18 protein-coding genes and 2 rRNA genes (1 of these 20 cut by a window edge) are annotated in these 23,416 nt (G+C 68.9%); 8 read left to right on the plus strand and 12 right to left on the minus strand.

The annotated features are described in order from the left end of the window. Positions 1-292 precede the first annotated feature (292 nt). Together OG883_RS27210 and OG883_RS27215 are read right to left on the minus strand one after the other, a co-directional pair. On the minus strand, positions 293-958 hold the full coding sequence (locus OG883_RS27210) for an HAD family hydrolase (RefSeq protein WP_266545843.1): 666 nt from the start codon (positions 956-958) through the stop codon (positions 293-295). A gap of 148 nt (positions 959-1,106) precedes the next feature. Then, positions 1,107-1,613: a hypothetical protein gene (locus tag OG883_RS27215; protein WP_266545846.1), complete on the minus strand. Its 507-nt coding sequence runs from the start codon at positions 1,611-1,613 to the stop codon at positions 1,107-1,109. 277 nt (positions 1,614-1,890) lie between these two features. Between OG883_RS27215 and OG883_RS27220 the strand changes: the two genes are divergently transcribed. After that, positions 1,891-2,319: an Rv3235 family protein gene (locus OG883_RS27220; RefSeq protein ID WP_266545849.1), complete on the plus strand. Its 429-nt coding sequence runs from the start codon at positions 1,891-1,893 to the stop codon at positions 2,317-2,319. Positions 2,320-2,549: 230 nt separating this feature from the next. Here OG883_RS27220 and secA read toward each other — a convergent pair whose 3' ends face one another. Continuing rightward, entirely contained in the window at positions 2,550-5,369 is a 2,820-nt protein-coding gene (secA, locus tag OG883_RS27225) for a preprotein translocase subunit SecA (protein WP_266545852.1), read from the minus strand. A gap of 251 nt (positions 5,370-5,620) precedes the next feature. Here secA and OG883_RS27230 point away from each other — a divergent pair, with 251 nt between their 5' ends. Both OG883_RS27230 and OG883_RS27235 read left to right on the plus strand, forming a co-directional pair. Continuing rightward, positions 5,621-6,217, plus strand: a complete 597-nt coding sequence (locus tag OG883_RS27230) for a GNAT family N-acetyltransferase (RefSeq protein ID WP_266545855.1) — start codon at positions 5,621-5,623, stop codon at positions 6,215-6,217. Positions 6,218-6,338: 121 nt separating this feature from the next. Continuing rightward, positions 6,339-7,532 carry a winged helix-turn-helix domain-containing protein gene (locus OG883_RS27235; RefSeq protein ID WP_266545864.1) on the plus strand — a complete coding sequence of 398 codons (1,194 nt, stop codon included), beginning with the start codon at positions 6,339-6,341 and terminating at the stop codon, positions 7,530-7,532. Positions 7,533-7,565: 33 nt separating this feature from the next. On the opposite strand, the gene OG883_RS27240 is transcribed toward OG883_RS27235, so the two are convergent. The 7 genes from OG883_RS27240 to mtnA all read right to left on the minus strand — a co-directional run bounded on the left by OG883_RS27240 (position 7,566) and on the right by mtnA (position 16,034). After that, positions 7,566-8,318: a response regulator transcription factor gene (locus tag OG883_RS27240; protein WP_266545867.1), complete on the minus strand. Its 753-nt coding sequence runs from the start codon at positions 8,316-8,318 to the stop codon at positions 7,566-7,568. 198 nt (positions 8,319-8,516) lie between these two features. Further along, positions 8,517-9,206 carry a ribosome-associated translation inhibitor RaiA gene (gene raiA / locus OG883_RS27245; RefSeq protein ID WP_266545869.1) on the minus strand — a complete coding sequence of 230 codons (690 nt, stop codon included), beginning with the start codon at positions 9,204-9,206 and terminating at the stop codon, positions 8,517-8,519. A 336-nt stretch (positions 9,207-9,542) separates the two neighbouring features. Next, positions 9,543-10,268, minus strand: a complete 726-nt coding sequence (locus tag OG883_RS27250; protein ID WP_266545871.1) for a ComF family protein — start codon at positions 10,266-10,268, stop codon at positions 9,543-9,545. A gap of 78 nt (positions 10,269-10,346) precedes the next feature. Beyond that, the gene (locus tag OG883_RS27255) at positions 10,347-12,098 is read right to left on the minus strand and encodes an LpqB family beta-propeller domain-containing protein (protein WP_266549486.1); all 1,752 of its coding nucleotides are present in this window, start codon (positions 12,096-12,098) and stop codon (positions 10,347-10,349) included. 85 nt (positions 12,099-12,183) lie between these two features. Beyond that, complete coding sequence (mtrB, locus tag OG883_RS27260) at positions 12,184-14,190, minus strand: MtrAB system histidine kinase MtrB (protein ID WP_266545873.1); 2,007 nt, start codon at positions 14,188-14,190, stop codon at positions 12,184-12,186. Position 14,191: 1 nt separating this feature from the next. Then, positions 14,192-14,881, minus strand: a complete 690-nt coding sequence (gene mtrA / locus OG883_RS27265; protein WP_187438793.1) for a two-component system response regulator MtrA — start codon at positions 14,879-14,881, stop codon at positions 14,192-14,194. 4 nt (positions 14,882-14,885) lie between these two features. Then, complete coding sequence (gene mtnA / locus OG883_RS27270; RefSeq protein ID WP_266545876.1) at positions 14,886-16,034, minus strand: S-methyl-5-thioribose-1-phosphate isomerase; 1,149 nt, start codon at positions 16,032-16,034, stop codon at positions 14,886-14,888. A gap of 182 nt (positions 16,035-16,216) precedes the next feature. Between mtnA and OG883_RS27275 the strand changes: the two genes are divergently transcribed. The 5 genes from OG883_RS27275 to OG883_RS27295 are packed head-to-tail and all read left to right on the plus strand — an operon-like array spanning position 16,217 to position 21,650. Next, complete coding sequence (locus OG883_RS27275; protein WP_266545879.1) at positions 16,217-17,446, plus strand: hypothetical protein; 1,230 nt, start codon at positions 16,217-16,219, stop codon at positions 17,444-17,446. Between the two features lie 4 nt (positions 17,447-17,450). After that, positions 17,451-18,140: a DUF4129 domain-containing protein gene (locus OG883_RS27280; protein WP_266545882.1), complete on the plus strand. Its 690-nt coding sequence runs from the start codon at positions 17,451-17,453 to the stop codon at positions 18,138-18,140. Then, positions 18,137-19,348: a DUF4350 domain-containing protein gene (locus tag OG883_RS27285; RefSeq protein WP_266545884.1), complete on the plus strand. Its 1,212-nt coding sequence runs from the start codon at positions 18,137-18,139 to the stop codon at positions 19,346-19,348. The genes OG883_RS27280 and OG883_RS27285 overlap by 4 nt, the downstream gene beginning before the upstream one ends. After that, positions 19,345-20,328, plus strand: coding sequence for a MoxR family ATPase (locus OG883_RS27290; RefSeq protein WP_266545885.1), 984 nt, complete (start codon positions 19,345-19,347; stop codon positions 20,326-20,328). Before OG883_RS27285 ends, OG883_RS27290 begins: the two co-directional genes overlap by 4 nt. A gap of 11 nt (positions 20,329-20,339) precedes the next feature. After that, on the plus strand, positions 20,340-21,650 hold the full coding sequence (locus OG883_RS27295) for a DUF58 domain-containing protein (RefSeq protein WP_266545888.1): 1,311 nt from the start codon (positions 20,340-20,342) through the stop codon (positions 21,648-21,650). Between the two features lie 97 nt (positions 21,651-21,747). Here the strand turns inward: OG883_RS27295 and rrf are convergent. Together rrf and OG883_RS27305 are read right to left on the minus strand one after the other, a co-directional pair. Further along, positions 21,748-21,864 (minus strand): 5S ribosomal RNA (gene rrf / locus OG883_RS27300). Between the two features lie 79 nt (positions 21,865-21,943). Further along, a 23S ribosomal RNA gene (locus tag OG883_RS27305) occupies positions 21,944-23,416 on the minus strand; it runs 1,650 nt beyond the window's last position.

A 23,416-nucleotide genomic window follows, 5' to 3' on the forward strand; every position in this document is an offset into this window, starting at 1 on the left:
CCGCCGGAACCCGGTGACCTGAGGCACGCCCCCGGGCCCGGGGCCTGTGCGGGGCCCGGGGCCTGTGCGGGGCGGAGCCCCTACAGGAAGGGGGTGGGAGGGGCGCGGCGCCAGGCGTACGGGGCGAAGGCGCGAAGGCTCTCGTCAGGAGGCAGGCCCGACGGGGCCGGGACGGAGCCCCGGTCTTCCCGCGGGCCGCATGCCGAGGGAGCCCTGCGCCGGCGGCCCGGTTCCGGGTAGGAGCGGAGTCGGGAGCAGGCCCGCCGCAGGCGCAGGCCCCCGCACCGCCCCCTCACGCCGCTAGCCGCGCCGCCTCCTCCACCGCCTCCGCCAGGCTGTCCACCACCGGCACACCCACCGACTCCAGGCTGGCCCTGCTGTGCGAGCCGCCCGTGTACAGCACCGCCCGCGCGCCCACGTGCGCCGCCGCCACCGCGTCGTCGACCGCGTCGCCGATGACCACCGTGTGCTCCGGGGCGACGTCCCCAACCAGCGCCGCCAGGTGCCGCTCCATATGCAGGGCCTTGGTGCCGCCGGACGGTCCCGTACGCCCGTCGACGCGTAGGAAGTGGTCGTGGATGCCGAACCCCCGCACGGCAGGTACCAGATGCTCGTGCACGTACATGCTCAGCAGTGACTGGCTGCGCCCGGCCAGCCGCCATTCCCGCAGCAGCTCCTCGACGCCCTCGGTCAGCCCGCAGCCGATCCGGTGCTCGGCGTAGTGCCGATGGAAGGCCTCGTCCATGGCCACCCACTCGTCGTCCGACGGCATCCGGCCCATCAGCCGCTCGTAGAAGAGGGGAATCGGCACGCAGTACAGCTCTCGGTAGCGCTCGAGCGTGATCGGCTCCAGGCCTACCTCCGCGAACGCGGCGTTGGTCGCCGCGATGACCGCCGTGTTGTCGTCGAGCAGTGTGCCGTTCCAGTCCCAGACCAGATGTGTGCTGTGCTTCCCCATGCGAAAACCGTACCGGCCGGGTACGACAACCGGCCGCCCGCACCCACCATCGGCCGGATCAGCAGCAACCACAGCGCCTCAGCGACCGCAGAGACCGCGGGGCTCACAGCGACCGCAGGGATCGCAGGGATCGCAAACGATCAGCCGATCAGCCGATGAGGTTCGGGATCTCCTGCACCCCGTACCAGAGCAGCTCATGGTCCTCCGCCCCGTCCACCGTGAACTGGGCGTCGTCGTCGCCCTGGTCCGCCGCCCCCAGCGCCCCCGCCGCCGCGGACACATCGCCCACCGCGTCGTCGGCGTCCACATGCACCGCCGCCGCCTTGGCCAGCGCCACCGCGGACGCGATCCGCACCTCACCGAGCGCGCTCGGGAGCAGCACCCGGTCGGGATCGGCGACCGCGTCCTGGTCCGGTACGTCGACGGCGACGACGACCCGGCGCCTGGCCGCCGCCGGGTCACCGGCGAGCAGCCGCAGCGACCCCGCCGCGGCACGGTTCAGCGCGGCGTACTCGAGCTCCTCGATGTCGTCGGAGACGTACCACTCGCGCAGGCCCGGAGTGACGGCATAGGCGGTCAGCGGGCCGGGGCCCAGTTCGCCCGCCTTGTGCGCCTCTGCGAGACCGTGAAGGGTCAGGGGGACGTAGACGCGCATGGCTGGCCGCTTTCGTAGTCGGAAGACGCCCTCAGGATACGTGCGACGTCCCCTTTCGGGGTGCCGCTACCACCCCCACGCACCGTCCACTCAGGACATGACCCGACCGGTCGTGACCGCCCGGGACCGCTGCTCGTCACCCTGATAGGTGATGGTGTCGGCCCGCCCCGGCGGCGGCAGCGCTCGTTGCGAGCGCCCGCCCCGCCCCCGTAGAAGATCACCAACGAAGTTACCGCCCGGTATCTCCATCGGGCCCGGCACATCGGGGGCGATCTGCATGGACAGGACCCGGCCCGCGGGACGGCGTGACCAGCGCCGTCCGGCCGTCGTGGCGACATCGGCGATGGCACGCGCACGGCGGCAGCACAAACCGCACTACTGGTTCGCCGACCGCCTGCTCGCGGTACTCAGCGGCCGGCGCCCGGTGCACTGGATGCTCGGCCACACCATCGGCGAGGCATACGAACAGCTGGTGCGGCTCGCCCCCGGGGCACCGCTGCGGCCTGCGGAACGGGTGACCCCCGTCGTACGCCACTGCGGCGAGTACCACCCGGGCCCCGGCGTGATCGAGGCCTTCGCCCGGATCGGCTCGGGCGACCGGGTCAGCGCGATGGCCTTCCGCCTGGAGCAGGGGGCGGACCAGCGCTGGCGCTGCGCGGCCGTGGAGCTCGGCGGGGAACGCGTCGGCGGCCACGCACCGGTGTGAGCCGCTCACCGGGGCAGGGCGCGCACCCGAGCAGCCGCCGGGCCCAACGGGGCCCGGACGGGCTTTCCCGGGCCCGCCTGACCGCCCTCCACTGCCCGCCTGACTGCCGCTCCCGCCCTTCCCCCCTCCCGCACCTCAGGGGCCCGCCTCAGGGAATACGGCCGGGGCCGGACACCGCGTTCGGTGTCCGGCCCCGGCCGTATTCAGCTGGCAAGCAGGCAGCGCAGGCGCTACTTCTTGCGGCGGCGCCCGCCGCCCTTCTGCGCCTTCCGGCGCTCGGCACGCGTCATCCCGTCCGTCTCGGACCGGGCCGGGCCGCCGTCATTGTCGAAGTCGCCCTCGACGACACCGCCCTCGCCGTCCACCGTGGGAGCCGAGAAGTGCAGCCGGTCGGGGCGCTGCGGAGCGTCCAGTCCCTTGGCACGGATCTCCGGACGCCCGGCGCCCGCCGGCACCGCGTCCTCCTTGGTGAGCGAGGCCTTCGCCGGGGAGTCCTGCACCGGGACCTCCTCGACCTGCTGCTCGACCTGGACCTCCAGGTTGAACAGGTAGCCGACGGACTCCTCCTTGATGCCCTCCATCATGGCGGTGAACATGTCGAAGCCCTCGCGCTGGTACTCGACCAGCGGGTCCTTCTGCGCCATCGCGCGCAGGCCGATGCCCTCCTGGAGGTAGTCCATCTCGTAGAGGTGCTCGCGCCACTTGCGGTCCAGGACGGACAGCACGACGCGCCGCTCGAGCTCACGCATGATGTCCGAGCCGAGCTGCTTCTCGCGCTCGTCGTACTGCTCGTGGACGTCGTCCTTGATGGACTCGGCGATGAACTCGGCGGTGATCCCGGCACGGTCGCCGGCCGCCTCCTCCAGCTCCTCGACGGTCGCCTTCACCGGGTAGAGCTGCTTGAACGCACCCCACAGCCGGTCCAGGTCCCACTCCTCCGCGAAGCCCTCGACGGTCTCCGCCTGGATGTAGGCGTCGATGGTGTCGTCCATGAAGTGACGGATCTGCTCGTGCAGGTCCTCACCCTCCAGGACGCGGCGGCGCTCGCCGTAGATGACCTCACGCTGGCGGTTGAGGACCTCGTCGTACTTCAGGACGTTCTTACGCGTCTCGAAGTTCTGCTGCTCGACCTGCGACTGTGCCGACGCGATCGCGCGCGTCACCATCTTGTTCTCGATCGGGACGTCGTCCGGCACATTCGCCATCGCCATCACACGCTCGACCATCTGCGCCTTGAACAGACGCATCAGGTCGTCGCCCAGCGACAGGTAGAAGCGGGACTCGCCCGGGTCGCCCTGACGGCCGGAACGACCGCGCAGCTGGTTGTCGATACGACGCGACTCGTGCCGTTCGGTGCCCAGGACATACAGCCCACCGAGGTCGGTGACCTCGTCGTGCTCGGCCCTGACGGCCTCCTCGGCCCGCTCCAGCGCGGCGGGCAGGGCCGCGGCCCACTCCTCGACGTGCTCGTCGGGGTCCAGGCCGCGCTGGCGCAGCTCCGCCTCGGCGAGGTCGTCGGGGTTGCCCCCGAGCTTGATGTCCGTACCACGGCCGGCCATGTTCGTGGCGACGGTCACAGCGCCCTTGCGGCCGGCCTGGGCGACGATCGTCGCCTCCCGGTCGTGCTGCTTGGCGTTGAGCACCTCGTGCTGGACGCCACGCTTGTTGAGCTGCTGCGAGAGGTACTCGGACTTCTCGACCGAGGTGGTGCCGACCAGGATCGGCTGGCCCTTCTCGTGCTTCTCCGCGATGTCGTCGACGACCGCCGCGAACTTGGCGACCTCGGTGCGGTAGATCAGGTCGGACTGGTCCATGCGGACCATGGGCTTGTTCGTCGGGATCGGCACGACGCCCAGCTTGTAGATCTGGTGGAACTCGGCGGCCTCGGTCATGGCCGTACCGGTCATACCGGACAGCTTGCCGTAGAGGCGGAAGAAGTTCTGCAGGGTGATCGTGGCGAGGGTCTGGTTCTCGTCCTTGATGTCCACCCCTTCCTTCGCCTCGATCGCCTGGTGCATGCCCTCGTTGTAGCGGCGGCCGGCGAGGATACGGCCGGTGTGCTCGTCGACGATCATGACTTCGCCGTCGATGACGACGTAGTCCTTGTCCTTCTTGAACAGTTCCTTGGCCTTGATGGCGTTGTTCAGGTAACCCACGAGCGGGGTGTTCACCGACTCGTAGAGGTTGTCGATACCCAGCCAGTCCTCGACCTTGGCGACGCCCGGCTCGTGGATGGCGACGGTGCGCTTCTTCTCGTCGACCTCGTAGTCGCCGGTCTCCTCGATGCCCTTGAGGGGGTTGCCCGCCTCACCCTTGGTCAGGCGCGTGACCAGCTTGGCGAAGTCGCCGTACCACTTGGTGGCCTGGTCGGCGGGGCCGGAGATGATCAGCGGCGTACGGGCCTCGTCGACGAGGATCGAGTCGACCTCGTCGACGATGGCGTAGTTGTGGCCGCGCTGGACGAGCTCGTCCTGGGACCACGCCATGTTGTCGCGCAGGTAGTCGAAGCCGAACTCGTTGTTCGTGCCGTACGTGATGTCGCAGTTGTACATCTCACGGCGCTGCGCGGGCGTCATATTGGCGAGGATGCAGCCGACGGACAGGCCCAGGAACTTGTGAACCCGGCCCATCATCTCGGAGTCACGCTCGGCCAGGTAGTCATTGACCGTGATCAGGTGGACGCCCTTGCCCGAGAGCGCGTTGAGATACGCGGGAAGCGTGCCGACGAGGGTCTTGCCCTCACCGGTCTTCATCTCGGCGACGAATCCGAGGTGCAGCGCCGCGCCGCCCATCATCTGTACGTCGTAGTGGCGCTGACCGAGAACGCGCTTGGCGGCCTCGCGAACTGTCGCAAAGGCCTCGGGGAGCAGATCATCCAGGCTCTCACCGTCGGCATGGCGCTGCTTGTACTCATCGGTGAGCGCCCGCAACTCGGCGTCGGAGAGGTTGACGAAGTCCTCTTCGATGGAGTTGACCTGGTCCGCAATGCGGTGCAGTTTGCGCAGGATCTTGCCTTCGCCTGCACGCATGAGCTTGTTGAAGACGGACACTGAGGTTGGTCTCCTTGCCGATCGGGCCTGGCACTGGGTCGTGTAACGGACACTGGCGCGGGCACGGCAGGTGGGCCCCACCGCAACGGCCATCGTAAGCGAGGACCCCGCCGCGCCGGGAGGTCCGCCGGGGGTCTGCCGTCACGGAGGCCTGCTGATACCCGCATGAAGAACGCGCGGGACGCGCCGAAGGTGCCGGTGAGGTCCGAAAAGTGCTCGCATCCGCACGCGCCCGTGACCAGAATCCGGGCATGGAGCCCATCACACTCACCACCCAGCGACTGCTGCTGCGTACCTTCACGACCGACGATACGGAGGCGGTCTTCCAGGCCTGTCAGGATCCCGACATTCAGCGGTGGACGACCGTCCCCTCGCCATACCTGCGGCAGCACGCGGCGGAGTTCACCGGACAGATGGTGCCGGACGGCTGGCGCAACAGCACCATGTGCACGTTCGCGGTACTGCCCCGCGAGGGCGGCCCGCTGATGGCCTCGGTCGCCGTGACCCTGCGCACCTTCTCGGGCACCTGGGAGATCGGCTACTGGACGGGCAAGGAGCACCGCGGACGCGGGGTGATGGCGGAGACCGTGGGCGCCGTGGCGCACTGGGCCTTCACCAGGCTGGGCGCGACGCGCCTGGAGTGGCGCGCCGAGGTGGGCAACGCGGGCTCCCGGGCCGTGGCGGAGAAGGCCGGCTTCGTCGTCGAGGGGGCCCTGCGCGCGGCGCTGCTCAACAAGGACACCCTCAGGGACGCCTGGGTCGGTGCGCTGCTCCCCTCGGACCTGGGACTGCCGAGCACCCATCCGTATCTCCCCGCCGCTCTCCCGGCCGTCCGGGGTGACGGTTGACGGCTGACGGCTGACGGCTGACGGAACAAGACCGGGGCCGGCCTTACCGGACCGACGGGCCTTACCGGACCGACCGGACCCGGGGGCAGACTGTCAGTGCCCCCGTCTATCGTGCGGGAGCATGACGATCCTGCCGCGCCCCGCCGCCGAACTCTCCGCCGACGAGGCCCGCCGCATAGCGCTGCGCGCCCAAGGGTTCCTGGGCGCGCCCGACCGGCGGGGCGGGGTGCGGGGTGTGCTGCGGCATCTCGGCGCCGTACAGCTGGACACGATCTCGGTGCTTGCCCGCTCGCACGAGCTGATTCCGTACGCCCGCCTCGGCGCCGTCGGCCGCCGCACGGTCGAGGACGCGTACTGGACCGAGGGGCACAGCTTCGAGTACTGGTCGCACGCGGCCTGCATCCTGCCCGTCGAGGAGTGGCCGCATTTCGCCTTCCGCCGACGCGCCTACCGCGGCCGCCCGCACTGGTACCACGAGCTCGCCGACGGCGCCTACGACCAGGTCATCAAGCAGCTGCGCGCCGAAGGCCCGCTCACCGCGACAGAGTTGGGCGGCGCGAAGAACAAGGGTGAGTGGTGGGACTGGTCGGAGTCGAAGGTCGCCGTCGAGCGGGCGCTGATGCACGGCGAGGTGGTGTGCACCGAGCGGCGCAGCTGGAAGCGGGTATACGACCTGGCCGAGCGGGCGATCCCGGACGCCGTCCTCCACGACGACCTGGACGATGCGGAGTGCCTGCGCCGGCTCGTCCGGCTCGCCGGCCAGTCCCTCGGCGTCGGCACCCGCGCGGACATCGCCGACTACCACCGGCTCAAGGGCGAGCAGTTCGACGCGGTGGTCGCTGACTCCGGACTGGTGCCGGTCACGGTCGAGGGCTGGTCGAAGCCGGCCTGGGCGGATCCCGAGGCACTGGCGAGCGCGCCCCGTGGCCGCCATCGCACGACCCTCCTCTCCCCCTTCGACTCGCTGATCTGGGAGCGGGCGCGTACGGAACGGATCTTCGGTTTCATCCACCGCCTCGAGGCGTACGTCCCCAAGCCCAAGCGGGTGTACGGCTATTTCGCGATGCCTCTGCTGTCGGGCGGCAAGCTGCTGGGTCGCGTCGACCCGGCGCGCGAGGGGACGACCTTGGTGGCGCGCCAGGTGTCCCTTCAGACCCCGAAGGCCGTGGCCCCCATGGCGCAGGCCCTGCGCGAGGCCGCGGAGTGGGTCGGCTGCGATTCCGTACGCGTCGAATCCGTACGGGTCGAGTCCGCACAGGGCGAACGCACCGAGCGCCCCGACCTCGCCGCGGAGCTGGTCCGGGCGCTTGCCTGACCGCGCGGCCGCGCGGTCGGCCGGAACCGGCCGCTAGCGGATCTCGAGGATCTTCTCCCGCATCGCGTAGACCACGGCCTCCATCCTGGAGTGCAGCTGAAGCTTCTCCAGGATGTTGCGGACGTGGTTCTTCACGGTGTTCTCGGAGATGAACAGCTCCTTGGCGATATCGCGGTTGTTCATGCCCGTGGCGACCAGTTTGAGCACTTCCAGCTCCCGCTCGGTCAGCCGGGGCGCGGGGACGAGCCTGCGTTCATCTGTGCGCTGGATCATCGACTTGAACTCGGTGAGGAGCTTGGAAGCCATGGACGGGCTGATCTGCGACTGGCCGTCGGCCACCGCACGGATCGCCGTGGCCACCTCGTCGGTGGAGATCTCCTTGAGGAGATAGCCGGTGGCGCCCGCCTTGATCGCGTCGTAGAGGTCGGCCTCCTCGTCGCTGATCGTCAGCATGATGATCTTCGCGCTGGGGGCCACCTCCTTGATGGAGGTGCAGGCCTCGATACCGCCGCGTTTGGGCATCCGCACATCCATCAGCACGATGTCGGGCAGCAGATCTGCGGCCTTGTCGACGGCCTCCGCCCCGTCACCGGCCTCGCCGACAACCTGGATGTCCTCCTCCTGTGCGAGGACGATCTCCAGGCCCCGACGGAAGAGAGCGTGGTCGTCCACCACAAGGACCCGGATCGGCTCCTTGCGGGAACCGCCCGACTCCGCGGCGACATCGACGACCGTGCCCTCGGTATCGCCCGTGTCGCCGTGCACCGGTCCGAAGCTGTCCGCCATCGTTCCTCCCCCTGAAGGCCGTGGCCTGAAGATCATGAGTGGTCCGCTCCGCCAACATCAGTGCACAGGGCACCGGTTGGCTCGCGGCTCCATGCTTTCATGCCCGGACGGCAGAGGCGTGATCCTGCGGTCGCACGGTGGTGCCCCTGGGGGCGCACAAGACGCTCCAGGGGCACCATCACCTGCCTGCTGACGGGATCAGCCGCCGAGCGCTCCTCCGGCCCCGCCCGCCTCGGATCCGGCCAGTGGGTCGGTCTCCAGGTGGATGACGCCATAGTCGTAGGCGTGCCGTCGGTAGACGACACTGGGCTGCTTCGTCTCGGAGTCGACGAAGAGGTAGAAGTCGTGCCCGACCAGCTCCATCTCATAGAGCGCCTGGTCGAGCGTCATCGGTGCTGCGGTGTGGTTCTTCTCGCGAACCACCAGCGGACCTTCGCCCTGCACCTCGAGCGAGCCGATCCTCGTGGTGGGAATGGATGCAGGCGCCTCTTCGCTGACGGGCCGGCCGTTGGCGTTCAACTCGGCGACGCCAGGAACGACATCGGCCACCTCGGATGCCGAAATACGGCCGTTGCCGCGGCGGTTGTGACGCTTGTCGTGCTGCTTGCGCAGCCGTGCCTCCAGCTTGCCCGTGGCCAGGTCGAGTGCTGCGTACGGGTCGGCGGCCGCGGCCTCCGCCCGGATCACCGGTCCGCGGGAGTGAAGTGTGATCTCCACACGGTCGGACCGGTCGGCCTGCCGCGGGTTGAGCTCCTTGGACACCTCGACGTCCAGGCTGATCACCTTGCCGTCGAGCTTCTGGATCTTGTCCAGCTTCAGCTTCTCGGCCACGTGCTTGCGGAACCTCTCGGGCACCTCGGTCTTGCGGCCCTTGACGACGATGTCCACGCAGAACTCCGTTCCCGGATAGCTCCGCCCGCTCACTGGCTGCGGAGCGTCTCCCTCTTGCACCAGGCCCCGGTGATTACCGAAGCCTCGGACTTGGCGACTTTCACCTCCTCCTCCCCAGTCGACAAGATCCCCACCCCACCAATCTTCGAGGTTCACACTGCCCTCGAATCCCTGGCCCGGAACCCCCGGCAGCGCATTCGGTGAGGCACGGCATTCGCCATTCCTCACAACCGAACATAGCTCGATCAGACGGGTGTCGGCACCCGCTACCAGCGCGTACGTGCGTTCAGGTGGTTTTCCCCTCTCACTACCTGCAACGATGCAGGCTCGTTGTCAGTTCCGGTTTATTTCGAAAGATAACGGCGGGACAGCGACAACCGCTGCACTCGGTTGTACGAATCCCGGAGGGCATGACCTCATCGCGGCACTCAGTGCCCGCGTCGCCTCGACCAACGACGCTCCGGTCGTCATCAGATCGTCCACCAGCACCGCTCTGCCGCCCTCCAGCAGCCGTCCGGCCCCGCCGGGCACCTCCAGTGCCCCCGCCAGGTTCGCGAGCCTCATGCGGGCCGTGAGGCCCGACTGGTCGGCCACCGCGCGCCGCTGGCGCAGCACCGGAAGAGCCCTGGCCTCCGTCCCCGTACGCCGAAGCTCGCCCGCGGCCGCCAGTGCGATCCGCCGCGCGGCGTCGTGCCCCCGCGCCCTGACCGCACTCCGCGCCGACGGCACCGGTACGAGCAGCAGCGGACCGGCTCCCCCGACGGCCCGGGGCACCGCGGCCCGCACCGCCCCGGCGAGCGCCACACCGAGCGGCCGCGCCAGCCCCAGCGCGCCCCGCTCCTTGTGCGCCAGCAGCACGGCACGTACCGCGTCCTCGTACGGCGCGGCGGCATGCACCACCGGCAGTCCCGCCGGCTCCGGCACAGGCCGCGCCCGACGCGCCGCGGCGCCGTACAGCGCGCTCGCGCACTCCTCGCACAGCGGCGTACGAGGCGTGCCGCAGCCGCCGCATGCGACCGGCAGCACCAGCCCGGTGATCTCCCGCCACCACCCCCGCATGCCCACCACTGTGCCCGCACGGGGACAGCCCTGCCACCCTTGTGGACAACCGGCCCGGGCGCCCTACCGCTGGGTCCGCTACCCGGGGTAGACCGGCGACGAGCCCTTCTTGACCAGTGTCTGCCAGTTGGCGCCGGGTGGCAGCCGGACGATGCCGTCCTCCTCGGAGTACGCCACCAGGGGGCGGGTTTCGTCGTCCGCGGCCGCGACCGCCCTGACCTGGTTCAGCCCCGGCAGGATGCTCGCGGCCGAACTGGAGCCGTCCGTCTGCATATAGCGCACCTGCTGTACGCCGCCGGACTCCTTGCCGACCACCACGAGCCTGCTGGGACCGGCCCAGGAGACTGCTGTCACCGTCTCCATCTGCGGTGCGGCGGGCCGCAGTTCCGCGACGGAGACCACCGGGTCGTCCTTGGGACCGTGGCGCTCCACCCGTCCGATCTTCAGCGTGGTCCGGCCGTCCTTCGTCAGCAGCAGCGCTATCCGCACACCGTCCGCCGAAACCCTCAGCGCCTCGATGCGCGCGCCGTCCAGACCCGGGATGATCTTTACGTCCTGCGGTGTGCCGACGCCGTCCTCCAGGCGCAGCAACGCCGGATGTGCGGGGTCACGGTCCGCCACCCACAGATCGCCCTGGCCGTCCCAGCTGGGCGCCGAAAGACGGCTGGCACGGTCCTTGCCCCTGCTCCGCAGCACGGGGTCGCCCAGCTCGCTGTCCGAGATGATGGATGCCACGAACAGGCGGTCGGCGTCCTTGGAGACCGCCGCCGCGGTGCGTTCGTCGCGGGCCACCCCGGCCGCGCTCACCGGCAGCCGGCCATTACCGAACGGCCCCGGCACATTCTCCGGCTCGTCTATGTCCTTGGCAGCGCCCACCAGCAGCGCCAACTGGTTCTTGCTGTCGACGAAGTACTGGTACTCCGGCCTGCCCGAGCGATCCGGCGCGAACTCCTCCGCCTGGCCTCCGTTGAGCACACACAGCTGCGAGCCGTCCTTGCGCTGCAGCTCCACCTGCTCCACCCGGGTGGACGTCACGTCCTTCACCGTGAACAGGATCTGAGCCGCCATCTTCATGCACTGCGGGCGGCCCACATTGGATGCCTTGTCATTGAGCGGCACCTTCAGAGCGTTCCGGTCGTCGAACGCCAGCGTCTTGGTGCCCTCCTTCAGCGTCGTACCGGTGGGGAAGGGCGATTCGACCACCGGCTTCAGCCAGTTCGTCGGCCCTTCGAGCAGCGCCTTGACCGACTGCGTGACCGGATCCATCCGGGTCACCGGATCCAGCCGCTGCCGGATGTAGACAGGGTCGGCCACGACCACGTTCCGCCCGGAGGCGAAGTAGTACTTGTTCACCGAGCGGTAGTTGCGCTGGAAGTCGGACGCGCCGAGCACCAGCCCCGGCGGCAGGCTGTCGATGCGCCACTCCTTGCCGTCCGGACCGTTCTGCTGCACCAGATGGATGTTCCGGTGGTAGTCCGTGGGCGTGACCGGCTGATACGCATGCTGGGAGTCCACCGTCGCAACCTGCTTGCCGAGGAGCGGATAGTCCCAGCCCGGGTTGTCCCGGTCACCGGACACGGCCTGTCCCGAGTTCGGCGCGGCCGACAGCACCGTGGTGCTCGCCTCCGGCCGCCACTTCTTGGAAGTCTCCGGCGTCAGATACGTCCGGGCGGTGGCGAAGTCGGAATCGTCGCTGGTCATCGCCTCCAGGAAGCCCTCGACGATCTCGTGCGGCGGCGCCCCCTTCCGCGGCGGCACCGCGTACACCCGCACCTGGGAGTCCGCCCGCGGGGACGCCTTCACCGCATGGATGTCACCGCTGTCCGGCATCGATGCACATCCGGCCAGCAGCACACCGCTGCAGCCGAGCAGCGCAACGGCACGCGGCGCACCTCGGCGGCCGTTGCCACGGGGATCAGCGCCCACGAGTCGTGTCCTCCCGGTCCGAAGAAACCTGCGCCGCGGAGTCGGCGTCGTACCGCTCCCCCGCGGAACGCGCCACCACCCGGGCACCACTGCCCGGAAGGGCCGCGGGATCCACCCCGGCCGGCGCCGAACGCGGCAGTGCGGGCAGCGGGGAGCGGTCCGTCATCGGCTGCGCGGGCACGGACGACAGCCGGCGTCCGCTCGCCTTCGGCCCGGCGGAGTCGGCGCGGTCCCGGCTCTGCCGCGAATCCTCCGGCTCCAGCGGAATCGGCGAACCGCGCAGCGGCTCGTCCGCCGTACGCGGCAGGGTCAGCCGGAACTGCGAACCACCGCCCGGCTCGCCCCACGCCTGCAGCCAGCCACCGTGCAGCCGGGCGTCCTCGACAGCGATGGACAGCCCCAGCCCCGTACCACCGGTGGTACGGGCACGCGCCGGATCGGCCCGCCAGAATCGGTTGAACACCCGGGTCGCCTCGCCCGGCTTCAGACCCACCCCGTAGTCCCGCACGGCAACCGCCACAGCTCCGCCGGCCACAGCCATACGGACCACCACGTCCCGGCCCTCGCCGTGCTCGACAGCGTTGACGACCAGATTGCGCAGCACGCGCTCCACACGCCGGGCATCGGCCTCCGCCACGACAGGCTGCTCGTCGCCGACCACCCGTATCCGGGTCCCCTTGCGCTCGGCCAGCGGCTCGGCACCGCCGATCACCCGCCGTACGACCTCACGCAGGTCTATCGGCTCGGCCTCCAGCGCTGCCGCCCCGGCATCGAAGCGGCTGATCTCGAGCAGATCGGAGAGCAGCGACTCGAAGCGGTCGAGCTGATCCCCCAGGAGCTCGGCGGAGCGCGCCGTCACCGGGTCGAAGTCAATGCGTGCCTCATGGATGACGTCTGCGGCCATCCGTACGGTCGTCAGTGGCGTACGCAGCTCGTGCGAAACGTCCGAGACGAAGCGCCGCTGCATCCTGGAGAGCTCCTCCAGCTGCTGGATCTTGAGCTGGAGGTTCTGCGCCATCTTGTTGAAGGCCTCCCCCAGTCTGGCGATGTCGTCCTCGCCCGTGACCTTCATCCGCTCCTGGAGCCGGCCGGCGGAGAGCCGCTCGGCGATCCCCGCCGCCATCCGCACCGGCGTGACGATCTGCCGCACCACCAGCCAGGCGATGGCCCCGAGCAGGACGACGACGAAGAGCCCGGCCGTGGCGAGGGTTCCCTTGACCAGGTTGAGCGACTGCTCCTCCTGTGCCAGCGGGAAAAGGTAGTAGAGCTCGTACGGATTGCCCTCGATGTCGTTCAGCCGCTTGCCGACGACCAGCCCGGGCTCCGGATCGTGCTCTTCGTTCGTGTACTCGATCCGGATGTAGGTCTCGAACGTCCCCGTCCCCTGGTCGACAGTCTCCCGCAGGGCCGGGGGGATGCTCGCGTGATCCACGCTGCCCGAGGTCCGGGGCCCGCGACTGGAACCGGCGCCCTCGGAGTGCGCGCTCAAGGCCACGACATTGAACGCACCCTGGCCACCACTGGCCAGCTGCTCCACAAGATCGGACCGCCACGAGCTCCCGGCAGTCCTGCCGTCCGTGGCAGCGCCGTCCTGCCCGCGGGGGCCGACCGGCGCGTTCGCCTTCTCCTGCGCCACCGCGAAGCCACCGGCCGCCTGGCTCTGGGCCGCTTTCCCCTTGGCATCGAGCAGACCGTTGCGCACCTGCCCGATGACGACAAGGCCGAGAAGCAGTACCACACCGAGCGACATCAGCAGCGTGCTCGCGACCACCCTGAGCTGGATGTTCCGCCGCCACAACCGCAGAGCGGGCAGCAGCGGACGGCGCACCCAGCGCATGACGAGCCGGGGTACCGGCCCAGCCGGCGCCCCGTCCTGGAGCAGCCGTCCACCCTGGAGCAGACGGCCGAATCGCGAGCGCTCCCGGCCCGGTCCGGCAGCCCGCCCCGTACGGACTCCCGGCTCTCCGGGCTTCGGAGCAACACTGCCTCGGGGCATCTCAGCTCGGCCCGGCCTTGTAGCCGACACCACGGACGGTCACCACGATCTCCGGGCGCTCCGGGTCCTTCTCGACCTTGGAGCGCAACCGCTGTACATGCACATTGACCAGCCGGGTGTCCGCAGCGTGCCGGTAGCCCCACACCTGCTCCAGCAGCACCTCACGGGTGAACACCTGCCAGGGCTTGCGGGCCAGCGCGACGAGCAGGTCGAACTCAAGCGGGGTCAGAGCGATCGACTGCCCTTCCCGCTTCACGGAGTGACCGGCCACGTCGATGACCAGATCTCCGATCGCCAGCTGCTCCGGCGCCGGTTCCTCAGACCTCCTCAGGCGCGCCCGGATCCGGGCGACCAGCTCCTTCGGCTTGAACGGCTTGACGATGTAGTCATCGGCCCCGGACTCCAGCCCGACCACCACATCCACGGTGTCGCTCTTGGCGGTGAGCATCACGATCGGCACGCCGGACTCGGCCCTGATCAGCCTGCAGACCTCGATGCCGTCCCGTCCGGGCAGCATGAGATCCAGCAGAACCAGATCCGGCTTGGCCTCCCGGAAAGCGGCAAGCGCCTTGTCGCCGTCCGCTACGAACGACGGCTCGAAACCCTCACCACGCAGCACAATCCCGAGCATCTCGGCCAGTGCGGTGTCGTCGTCGACGACAAGGACTCGTCCCTTCATAATCGACATCATCCCATTAGCTAATCGTTACCTGGCGTGACCTGGCACACAGCTCTGCTATTCCTCCCCCGGTGACCGGGGACAACGCACCCTCCTCAGTGACGATCGCCGTCACCAGATCTGGGGGCGTGACATCAAATGCCGGGTTGTACGCCTGCGTTCCCAGCGGCGCCACCGACAGCCCGCCGCCTGCTCCCGCTCCGGCGCCCGTCAACTGCGGAGATGTGACCTCCGTCACTTCCTGTCCGGACCTCTGTTCCACTTCGATCGATGCCCCGTCCGGCGTGTTCAGGTCCACCGTCGTCGTCGGCGCGACCACGATAAAAGGCACATGGTGGTACTTCGCCAGCACCGCGAGCGGGTAACTCCCCACCTTGTTCGCCACCGATCCGTCGGCCGCTATCCGGTCTGCCCCGATGAGTACGGCATCCACCTCTCCCGCCGCGAAGAGCGACCCCGCAGCATTGTCCGTAAGCAGTGTGTACGGCATCCCGCTGCGCGCCGCCTCATAAGCGGTCAGCCGGGCGCCCTGCAGCAGTGGCCTCGTCTCGTCCACCCACAGCCGCCGCAGCCGGCCCGCCCGGTGCGCCGAGAGCGCCACGGCGAACGCGGTGCCCTCGCCACCGGAGACAAGCGCCCCGGTGTTGCAGTGGGTCAGGATCCGGTGTCCGCCGCCCGGCAGCAGCTCGTCCAGGAGCGCGAGCCCATGACCAGCCATCCGGGCACTGGCCTCGGCATCCTCCCGGTGCAGTTCCCTGGCCGCTGTGAGCGTCGCCTGGGCAGCCTGCCCGGCATCTGCCCCCTTGTCCACTGCCTCCCGGTACACGGCCGCCGCCCGCCGCACTCCGTACCCCAGATTCACGGCGGTGGGCCGCGCACCCTCCAGCAGAGCCGCCGCCTCGTCGACATCGAATCCCCGCGCAGCCGCGAGTGCCACACCATACGCACCGGCGATGCCCAGCAGCGGCGCTCCCCGCACAGCGAGTGCCTGAATCGCCTGCACCAGGGCAGGCACATCGGTACAGACCAGCTCGACCTCCTCAGCAGGCAGGCGGGTCTGGTCGAGCAGCACCAGCACGGGGCCTTCCGGGGGCTCGTCCCAGCGCAGCGACGGAAGCATGGGCGGCTCGGTGCGGACGCGGTTTTGTGCGTACTGATCAGCCATCCGCCCAGTCTGCCCGGTGAGGCACCGACAATGAAGCCGCGAAGGAGAGACGGGCCCCGGCCCACCGGGGGGCAACGCGTGGCACGATGGCTGCCAACCAGCCGCCGTGACGGGCGGAAGGGCACCGTGAACGCGCCGGCTCGCCGAGCCGGCCCCGCGACCATTCCATGAGGTGGACGACCGTGAACGACACTCCGGGCTGGGCCTCGCCCGGATCTGCTCCCTCCGACGGGCAGGACGCCGGCGTGCCCCGTCCCGCCGAGCCCGTCCAGGAGAGTGGCCCCGCCTCGAAGTGGTCCACGGATCAGCCGCCCCCGGGACAGTGGTCCGCGCCGACCAGCCCCGGTGCGCGCCGCCCCGTACCACCACAGCCTCCCGCCCCCGGCTGGGGTGGCGGTCAGCCGCGCGGCAGCTGGGGTCAACCGCCGGCGGCCAAGCCCGGCGTCATCCCGCTGCGCCCCCTCGGCGTCGGCGAGATCCTCGATGGCGCGGTGTCGACACTGCGCGCTCACTGGCGCACGGTGCTGGGCGTCACGATCACCGTCTCCGTGATCTCCCAGATCGGCAGCATCCTCGTCGAGCGCTATCTCCTCCCGGAGCCGCCCGAGGTCGACCCGAACGCGAGCCGTTCGGAAGCGCTGAGCCAGTCCTTGGAGTCGCTCCAGTCCAGCCTCCTTGCCATGGGCCCGGCCCTGATCATCACGCTGATCGGCACACTCGTCACCACGGCGCTCCTCACCGTGGTGATCAGCCGGTCGGTGCTCGGCCGACCGGTGACGCTCGCCGATGCCTGGCAGGAAGCCCGGCCCCGCCTTCCTCAACTGCTGGGCCTGACCCTGCTGGTGCCCCTCATGAGCGCGGCCATCATGACCGTGGGCATCCTCCCGGGCCTGCTGCTGGGCTCCCGTGCGGGAATCGCTCTCGCCGTTCTCGGAGGCTTGGCCGCCTGCGGCGTCATCCTCTGGCTGATGATCCGCTTCGCCCTCGCCTCGCCCGCACTGATGCTGGAGCGCCAAGGCGTCATCCAGTCCTTGCGCCGCTCCGCCAAACTCGTCCGGGGCGCCTGGTGGCGAACCTTCGGCATCATGGCGCTCACGGTGCTGCTGACGCTGCTCGTGTCGATGATCATCGCAGTGCCCTTCACCCTGATCGCCTTCGCGGTGGACGGCAGCGGAATCCGGGACCTGTTCTCCGGGGCCAACCCGGACTTCGGCTGGCCTTTCCTGATCATCACCGGCATCGGCTCGGTGATCGCGTCCTCCATCACCTACCCGATCTCCGCGGGCGTGACCGTCCTCCTCTACGTGGACCAGCGCATCCGCCGCGAGGCCCTCGACCTCGACCTCGCAAGAGCTGCAGGCGTTCCCGGCTACGGCTCCGCGCCTCCGGGCAACGACTCCTTCAGGAGCTGATGCGGTGTCCACCACGGGGGGTGCAACGACAGCGCGGCTACTGACCCGCACAAGGAACGACGTACCGGTGGACACTCCCCGCGTCCCCGCCCGAGAGGCGGCGGAGCGAGAACTGTCCAAGCCGATGTACCACGAGAACGACCCGAACCTCCTCCAGCGCGGGCTCAACCGCTTCTGGGACTGGATCGGCAACCTCTTCGACGCCACGTCCGGCGCCGCCCCCGGCGGACCGCTCGGACTGCTCGTCATCTTCCTGGTCGTCATAGCCCTGGCCGCCGCCCTCTGGTGGCGTCTCGGCATACCCCAGCGCACCGCCGGCTCCGCGGACTCCCTCTTCGACGACAGCCCCCGTAGCGCATCCGAGCACCGCTCCGCCGCCGAGGCGCACGCCGACGCCGGACGCTGGAACCAAGCCGTCCAGGAACGGATGCGGGCAATCGTCCGCTCCTTGGAGGAACGAGCCCTGCTCGACCCGCGCCCCGGCCGCACCGCCGACGAGGCAGCTGCCGAGGCAGGCCGCTCCCTCCCCGACCACGCCGACGGACTCCGCGCCTCCGCCCTGGAGTTCGACGACGTCACATACGGCGGCCGCACGGCCGACCGAGGGGCGTATCGACGTCTGCGCGATCTGGATACGGAGCTCGAGCGCACCAAGCCCCTGCTGAGCGACGCCGTCCCAGGAGCAGCCGAATGACCGGGCCCTCCCTCAGCACCACATCCATGTCCCCCACCACCCGCCAGGTGTGGACACGTACGCGCGGCCTGCTCCTCGCCCTCGTCATCCTCGTTGCCGCCGGGATCACCATGGCCGCCATGCGCTCCGGGGACGAGCACGGACGCCTCGACCCACGCTCCGCCGACCAGTACGGCAGCCGCGCCGTCGCCGAACTCCTCAAGGACCGCGGCGTCACCACCCGCGTGGTCACCACGCTCGACGAGGCCACCACCGCGGCCGGCCCCGATACCACCCTTCTCATCACCGCCCCCGATCTGCTGACGGACCACCAGCAACGGATCCTCCGCAACGCGACCGCCACGTCCGGCGGCCGTACGGTTCTCCTCTCCGCCGGACCTGCGTCCATCGGCACACTGGCCCCGGGCGTCCGCGCCGAAGTCCCCGCCCCGGTCGCGGCGCGTACCCCCCAGTGCTCCCTCCCCGCCGCCCGCACCGCCGGCAACGCCGACCTCGGCGGTGAGCGGTACACCACCGACACGCCCGGTGCCGACAACTGCTACCCGAGCGATGGCCCGGCCACCCTGCTCAGGATCGACGGCTTCGACAACGGCGACACCGTCCTGCTCGGCTCTCCCGACATCCTCTACAACCACCGTCTGGACAAGCACGGCAACGCCTCCCTCGCGCTGCAACTCCTCGGTTCCCGCCCCGATCTGGTCTGGTACCTCCCTTCACTCAGCGATGACTCCGCCTCCGCCTCCGAGGGAGGCACCGGTGGCGACAGCGAAAGTGACAGCAACTTCCTCGATCTGATCCCCGCCGGCTGGCTCTGGGGGACACTCCAACTCGCCCTCGCGGCCGCCCTCGCCGCCATCTGGCGCGCCCGTCGGCTGGGCCCCCTCGTCACCGAGCGGCTCCCCGTGGCCATCCGCGCCTCCGAGTCCACCGAGGGCCGCGCCCGCCTCTACCGCAATGTGAACGCCCGCGACCGCGCAGCCGGGGCCCTTCGCTCGGCTACCCGCACCCGTCTCGCCCCGCTCCTCGGCGTCCCCCCGGTCGACGCGCACTCTCCCGAAACGCTGCTCGCGGCGATCTCGACCCATCTCCCCACCGGTGACCGGGATCTGACGGCTCTGCTCTTCGGCCCCGCTCCGAGCGATGACACCGCTCTCATCCACCTCGCAGACCAACTCGACGCCCTCGAAAGAGAGGTACGCACTTCATGAGCGCCCCGACCCCCGAGACAGCTGAGAACTCGGACCGCGCCCGCACCTCCCTGGAGGCCCTGCGCATCGAGATCGCCAAGGCCGTAGTCGGCCAGGATCCCGCTGTCACCGGGCTCGTGGTGGCTCTGCTCTGCCGCGGCCACGTCCTGCTCGAAGGAGTGCCGGGCGTCGCCAAGACGCTCCTGGTCCGCACCCTCGCGGCCTCCCTCGAACTCGACACCAAGCGCGTCCAGTTCACACCCGACCTGATGCCCAGCGATGTCACGGGGTCTCTCGTCTACGACGCACGCACCGCCGAGTTCTCCTTCCAGCCCGGCCCTGTGTTCACCAACCTTCTTCTCGCCGACGAGATCAACCGCACCCCGCCCAAGACTCAGTCCTCACTCCTGGAAGCGATGGAGGAGCGCCAGGTCACAGTCGACGGCACACCTCGCCCGCTGCCCGACCCCTTCCTGGTCGCGGCGACCCAGAACCCCGTTGAGTACGAAGGCACTTACCCCCTCCCAGAAGCCCAGCTCGACCGCTTTCTCCTCAAGCTGACGGTCCCGCTGCCTTCCCGCGAAGACGAGATCAACGTCCTGACCCGCCACGCCGAAGGCTTCAATCCGCGGGACCTCCAGGCGGCGGGGGTGCGCCCCGTCGCCGGCCCCGCCGATCTGGAGGCAGCCCGTGCCGCCGTCGCCAAGACCTCGGTCTCCGCCGAGATTGCCGGCTACGTCGTCGATATCTGCCGTGCCACGCGTGAATCCCCCTCACTCACTCTCGGCGCCTCCCCGCGAGGCGCCACAGCCCTGCTCTCCACCGCCCGCGCCTGGGCGTGGCTGACGGGCCGGGACTACGTCATCCCGGACGACGTGAAGGCGCTGGCCCTGCCTACCCTGCGCCACCGGATCCAGCTCCGGCCCGAGGCGGAGATGGAAGGAGTCACCGCCGACTCCGTCATCACCGCGATCCTCGCCCACGTCCCCGTACCCCGCTGAGGCAATCACCCATGGCCCTCACCGGACGAACCGCGCTCCTCGCCGCTCTCGGCTCACTCCCCGTGGGCATCTTTGCCCCGAGCTGGACCGGGATGCTCGCGGTGAATGCGCCTCTGTCACTGGCAATCCTGTGCGACTACGCACTCGCCGCGCCAGTGCGAACGCTGCGATTCACCCGAAGCGGTGATACATCAGTTCGATTGGGTGACACTGCGGATGTCCAGCTCACTGTCACCAACCCCGCCGGCCGCCTCCTGCGCGCCCAGCTTCGCGACGCCTGGCCGCCCAGCAGCTGGGTCACCGGATCCGAACAGGCCGCTTCCCGGCACAAGGTGACCGTTCCGCCCGGCGAGCGCCGAAGGCTCACCACGACTCTGCGCCCGACACGCCGCGGCGACCCGCAGGCGGACCGCATCACCGTCCGCTCCTTCGGTCCCCTGGGCCTGGCTGCCCGCCAGGGCAATCACAAGGTTCCCTGGACCGTCCGGGTCCTGCCGCCCTTCGCCAGCCGCAAACACCTGCCCTCCAGGCTGGCACGGCTGCGCGAACTCGACGGCCGTACCAGCGTGCTGATCCGCGGGCAGGGCACCGAGTTCGACAGCCTCCGCGACTACGTCCCAGGCGACGACACCCGCTCCATCGACTGGCGCGCCACCGCCCGGCAGAACACGGTCGCCGTACGTACCTGGCGCCCCGAACGCGACCGTCACATCCTCATCGTGCTCGACACCGGCCGCACCTCAGCCGGCCGAGTCGGTGACATCCCGCGCCTGGACGCTGCCATGGATGCCGCATTGCTCCTCAGCGCGCTGGCGTCCCGCGCGGGTGACCGCATCGGCATGCTGGCCTACGACCGCCGCATCCGCGCCCAGGTCCGAGGTCGCTCGGCCGGCGAGATCCTGCCTGCCCTGGTCAACGCGTTCGCTCCGCTCGAGCCCGAGCTGGTGGAGACCGACGCCCGCGGCCTCAGCGCCGCCGCTCTGCAGAGTGCCCCGCGCCGCTCCCTCCTTGTGCTGCTCACAAGCCTCGACGCCGCGCCCATCGAAGAGGGGCTGCTCCCCGTTCTCCCTCAGCTCACACAACGCCATACCGTGCTGGTGGCTTCGGTAGCAGATCCCCACGTCGAGCAGATGTCGCGTACCCGTGGCTCCATCGAAGCCGTCTACGACGCGGCAGCCGCTACCCAAGCCAAGGCTCAGCGCCGCCGCACGGCAGAGCACCTCCACCGCCACGGCGTCACAGTCGTCGACGCCACGCCTGACAACCTTGCCCCTGCTCTTGCAGATGCCTATCTCGCTCTCAAAGCCGCAGGCCGCCTCTGAATGCGGACGACCACTCCCCGTCGAGGAAAGGCCCCGGTCCTCAACGCAAAAATGCCTCAACCCCCGGACCAAAGTCCGGGGGTTGAGGCTAAAAATTGTTCGGCGGCGTCCTACTCTCCCACAGGGTCCCCCCTGCAGTACCATCGGCGCTGAAAGGCTTAGCTTCCGGGTTCGGAATGTAACCGGGCGTTTCCCTAACGCAATGACCACCGAAACTCTATGAAATTCTGACCGGAGCAACAGCTACAAATACGGTCGTTACTTCAGAACTGACACAGTGGACGCGAGCAACTGAGGACAAGCCCTCGGCCTATTAGTACCAGTCAGCTTCACCGGTTGCCCGGCTTCCACATCTGGCCTATCAACCCAGTCGTCTACTGGGAGCCTTACCCTCTCTAGGAGGTGGGAGTCCTCATCTCGAAGCAGGCTTCCCGCTTAGATGCTTTCAGCGGTTATCCTTTCCGAACGTAGCCAACCAGCCATGCCCTTGGCAGGACAACTGGCACACCAGAGGTTCGTCCGTCCCGGTCCTCTCGTACTAGGGACAGCCCTTCTCAAGACTCCTGCGCGCGCAGCGGATAGGGACCGAACTGTCTCACGACGTTCTAAACCCAGCTCGCGTACCGCTTTAATGGGCGAACAGCCCAACCCTTGGGACCGACTCCAGCCCCAGGATGCGACGAGCCGACATCGAGGTGCCAAACCATCCCGTCGATATGGACTCTTGGGGAAGATCAGCCTGTTATCCCCGGGGTACCTTTTATCCGTTGAGCGACGGCGCTTCCACAAGCCACCGCCGGATCACTAGTCCCGACTTTCGTCCCTGCTCGACCCGTCGGTCTCACAGTCAAGCTCCCTTGTGCACTTACACTCAACACCTGATTGCCAACCAGGCTGAGGGAACCTTTGGGCGCCTCCGTTACTCTTTAGGAGGCAACCGCCCCAGTTAAACTACCCATCAGACACTGTCCCTGATCCGGATCACGGACCCAGGTTAGACATCCAGCACGACCAGAGTGGTATTTCAACGATGACTCCCCTGAACTGGCGTCCAGAGTTCACAGTCTCCCACCTATCCTACACAAGCCGAACCGAACACCAATATCAAACTGTAGTAAAGGTCCCGGGGTCTTTCCGTCCTGCTGCGCGAAACGAGCATCTTTACTCGTAGTGCAATTTCACCGGGCCTATGGTTGAGACAGTCGAGAAGTCGTTACGCCATTCGTGCAGGTCGGAACTTACCCGACAAGGAATTTCGCTACCTTAGGATGGTTATAGTTACCACCGCCGTTTACTGGCGCTTAAGTTCTCAGCTTCGCCACACCGAAATGTGACTAACCGGTCCCCTTAACGTTCCAGCACCGGGCAGGCGTCAGTCCGTATACATCGCCTTACGGCTTCGCACGGACCTGTGTTTTTAGTAAACAGTCGCTTCTCGCTGGTCTCTGCGGCCACCCCCAGCTCAAGGAGCAAGTCCTCTCACCAGTGATGGCCCCCCTTCTCCCGAAGTTACGGGGGCATTTTGCCGAGTTCCTTAACCATAGTTCACCCGAACGCCTCGGTATTCTCTACCTGACCACCTGAGTCGGTTTAGGGTACGGGCCGCCATGAAACTCGCTAGAGGCTTTTCTCGACAGCATAGGATCATCCACTTCACCACAATCGGCTCGGCATCAGGTCTCAGCCTTAATGTGTGACGGATTTGCCTATCACACGGCCTACACCCTTACCCCGGGACAACCACCGCCCGGGCTGGACTACCTTCC

The organism is Streptomyces sp. NBC_01142, from assembly GCF_026341125.1.
In the GTDB taxonomy this organism is placed as follows: Bacteria; Actinomycetota; Actinomycetes; order Streptomycetales; family Streptomycetaceae; genus Streptomyces.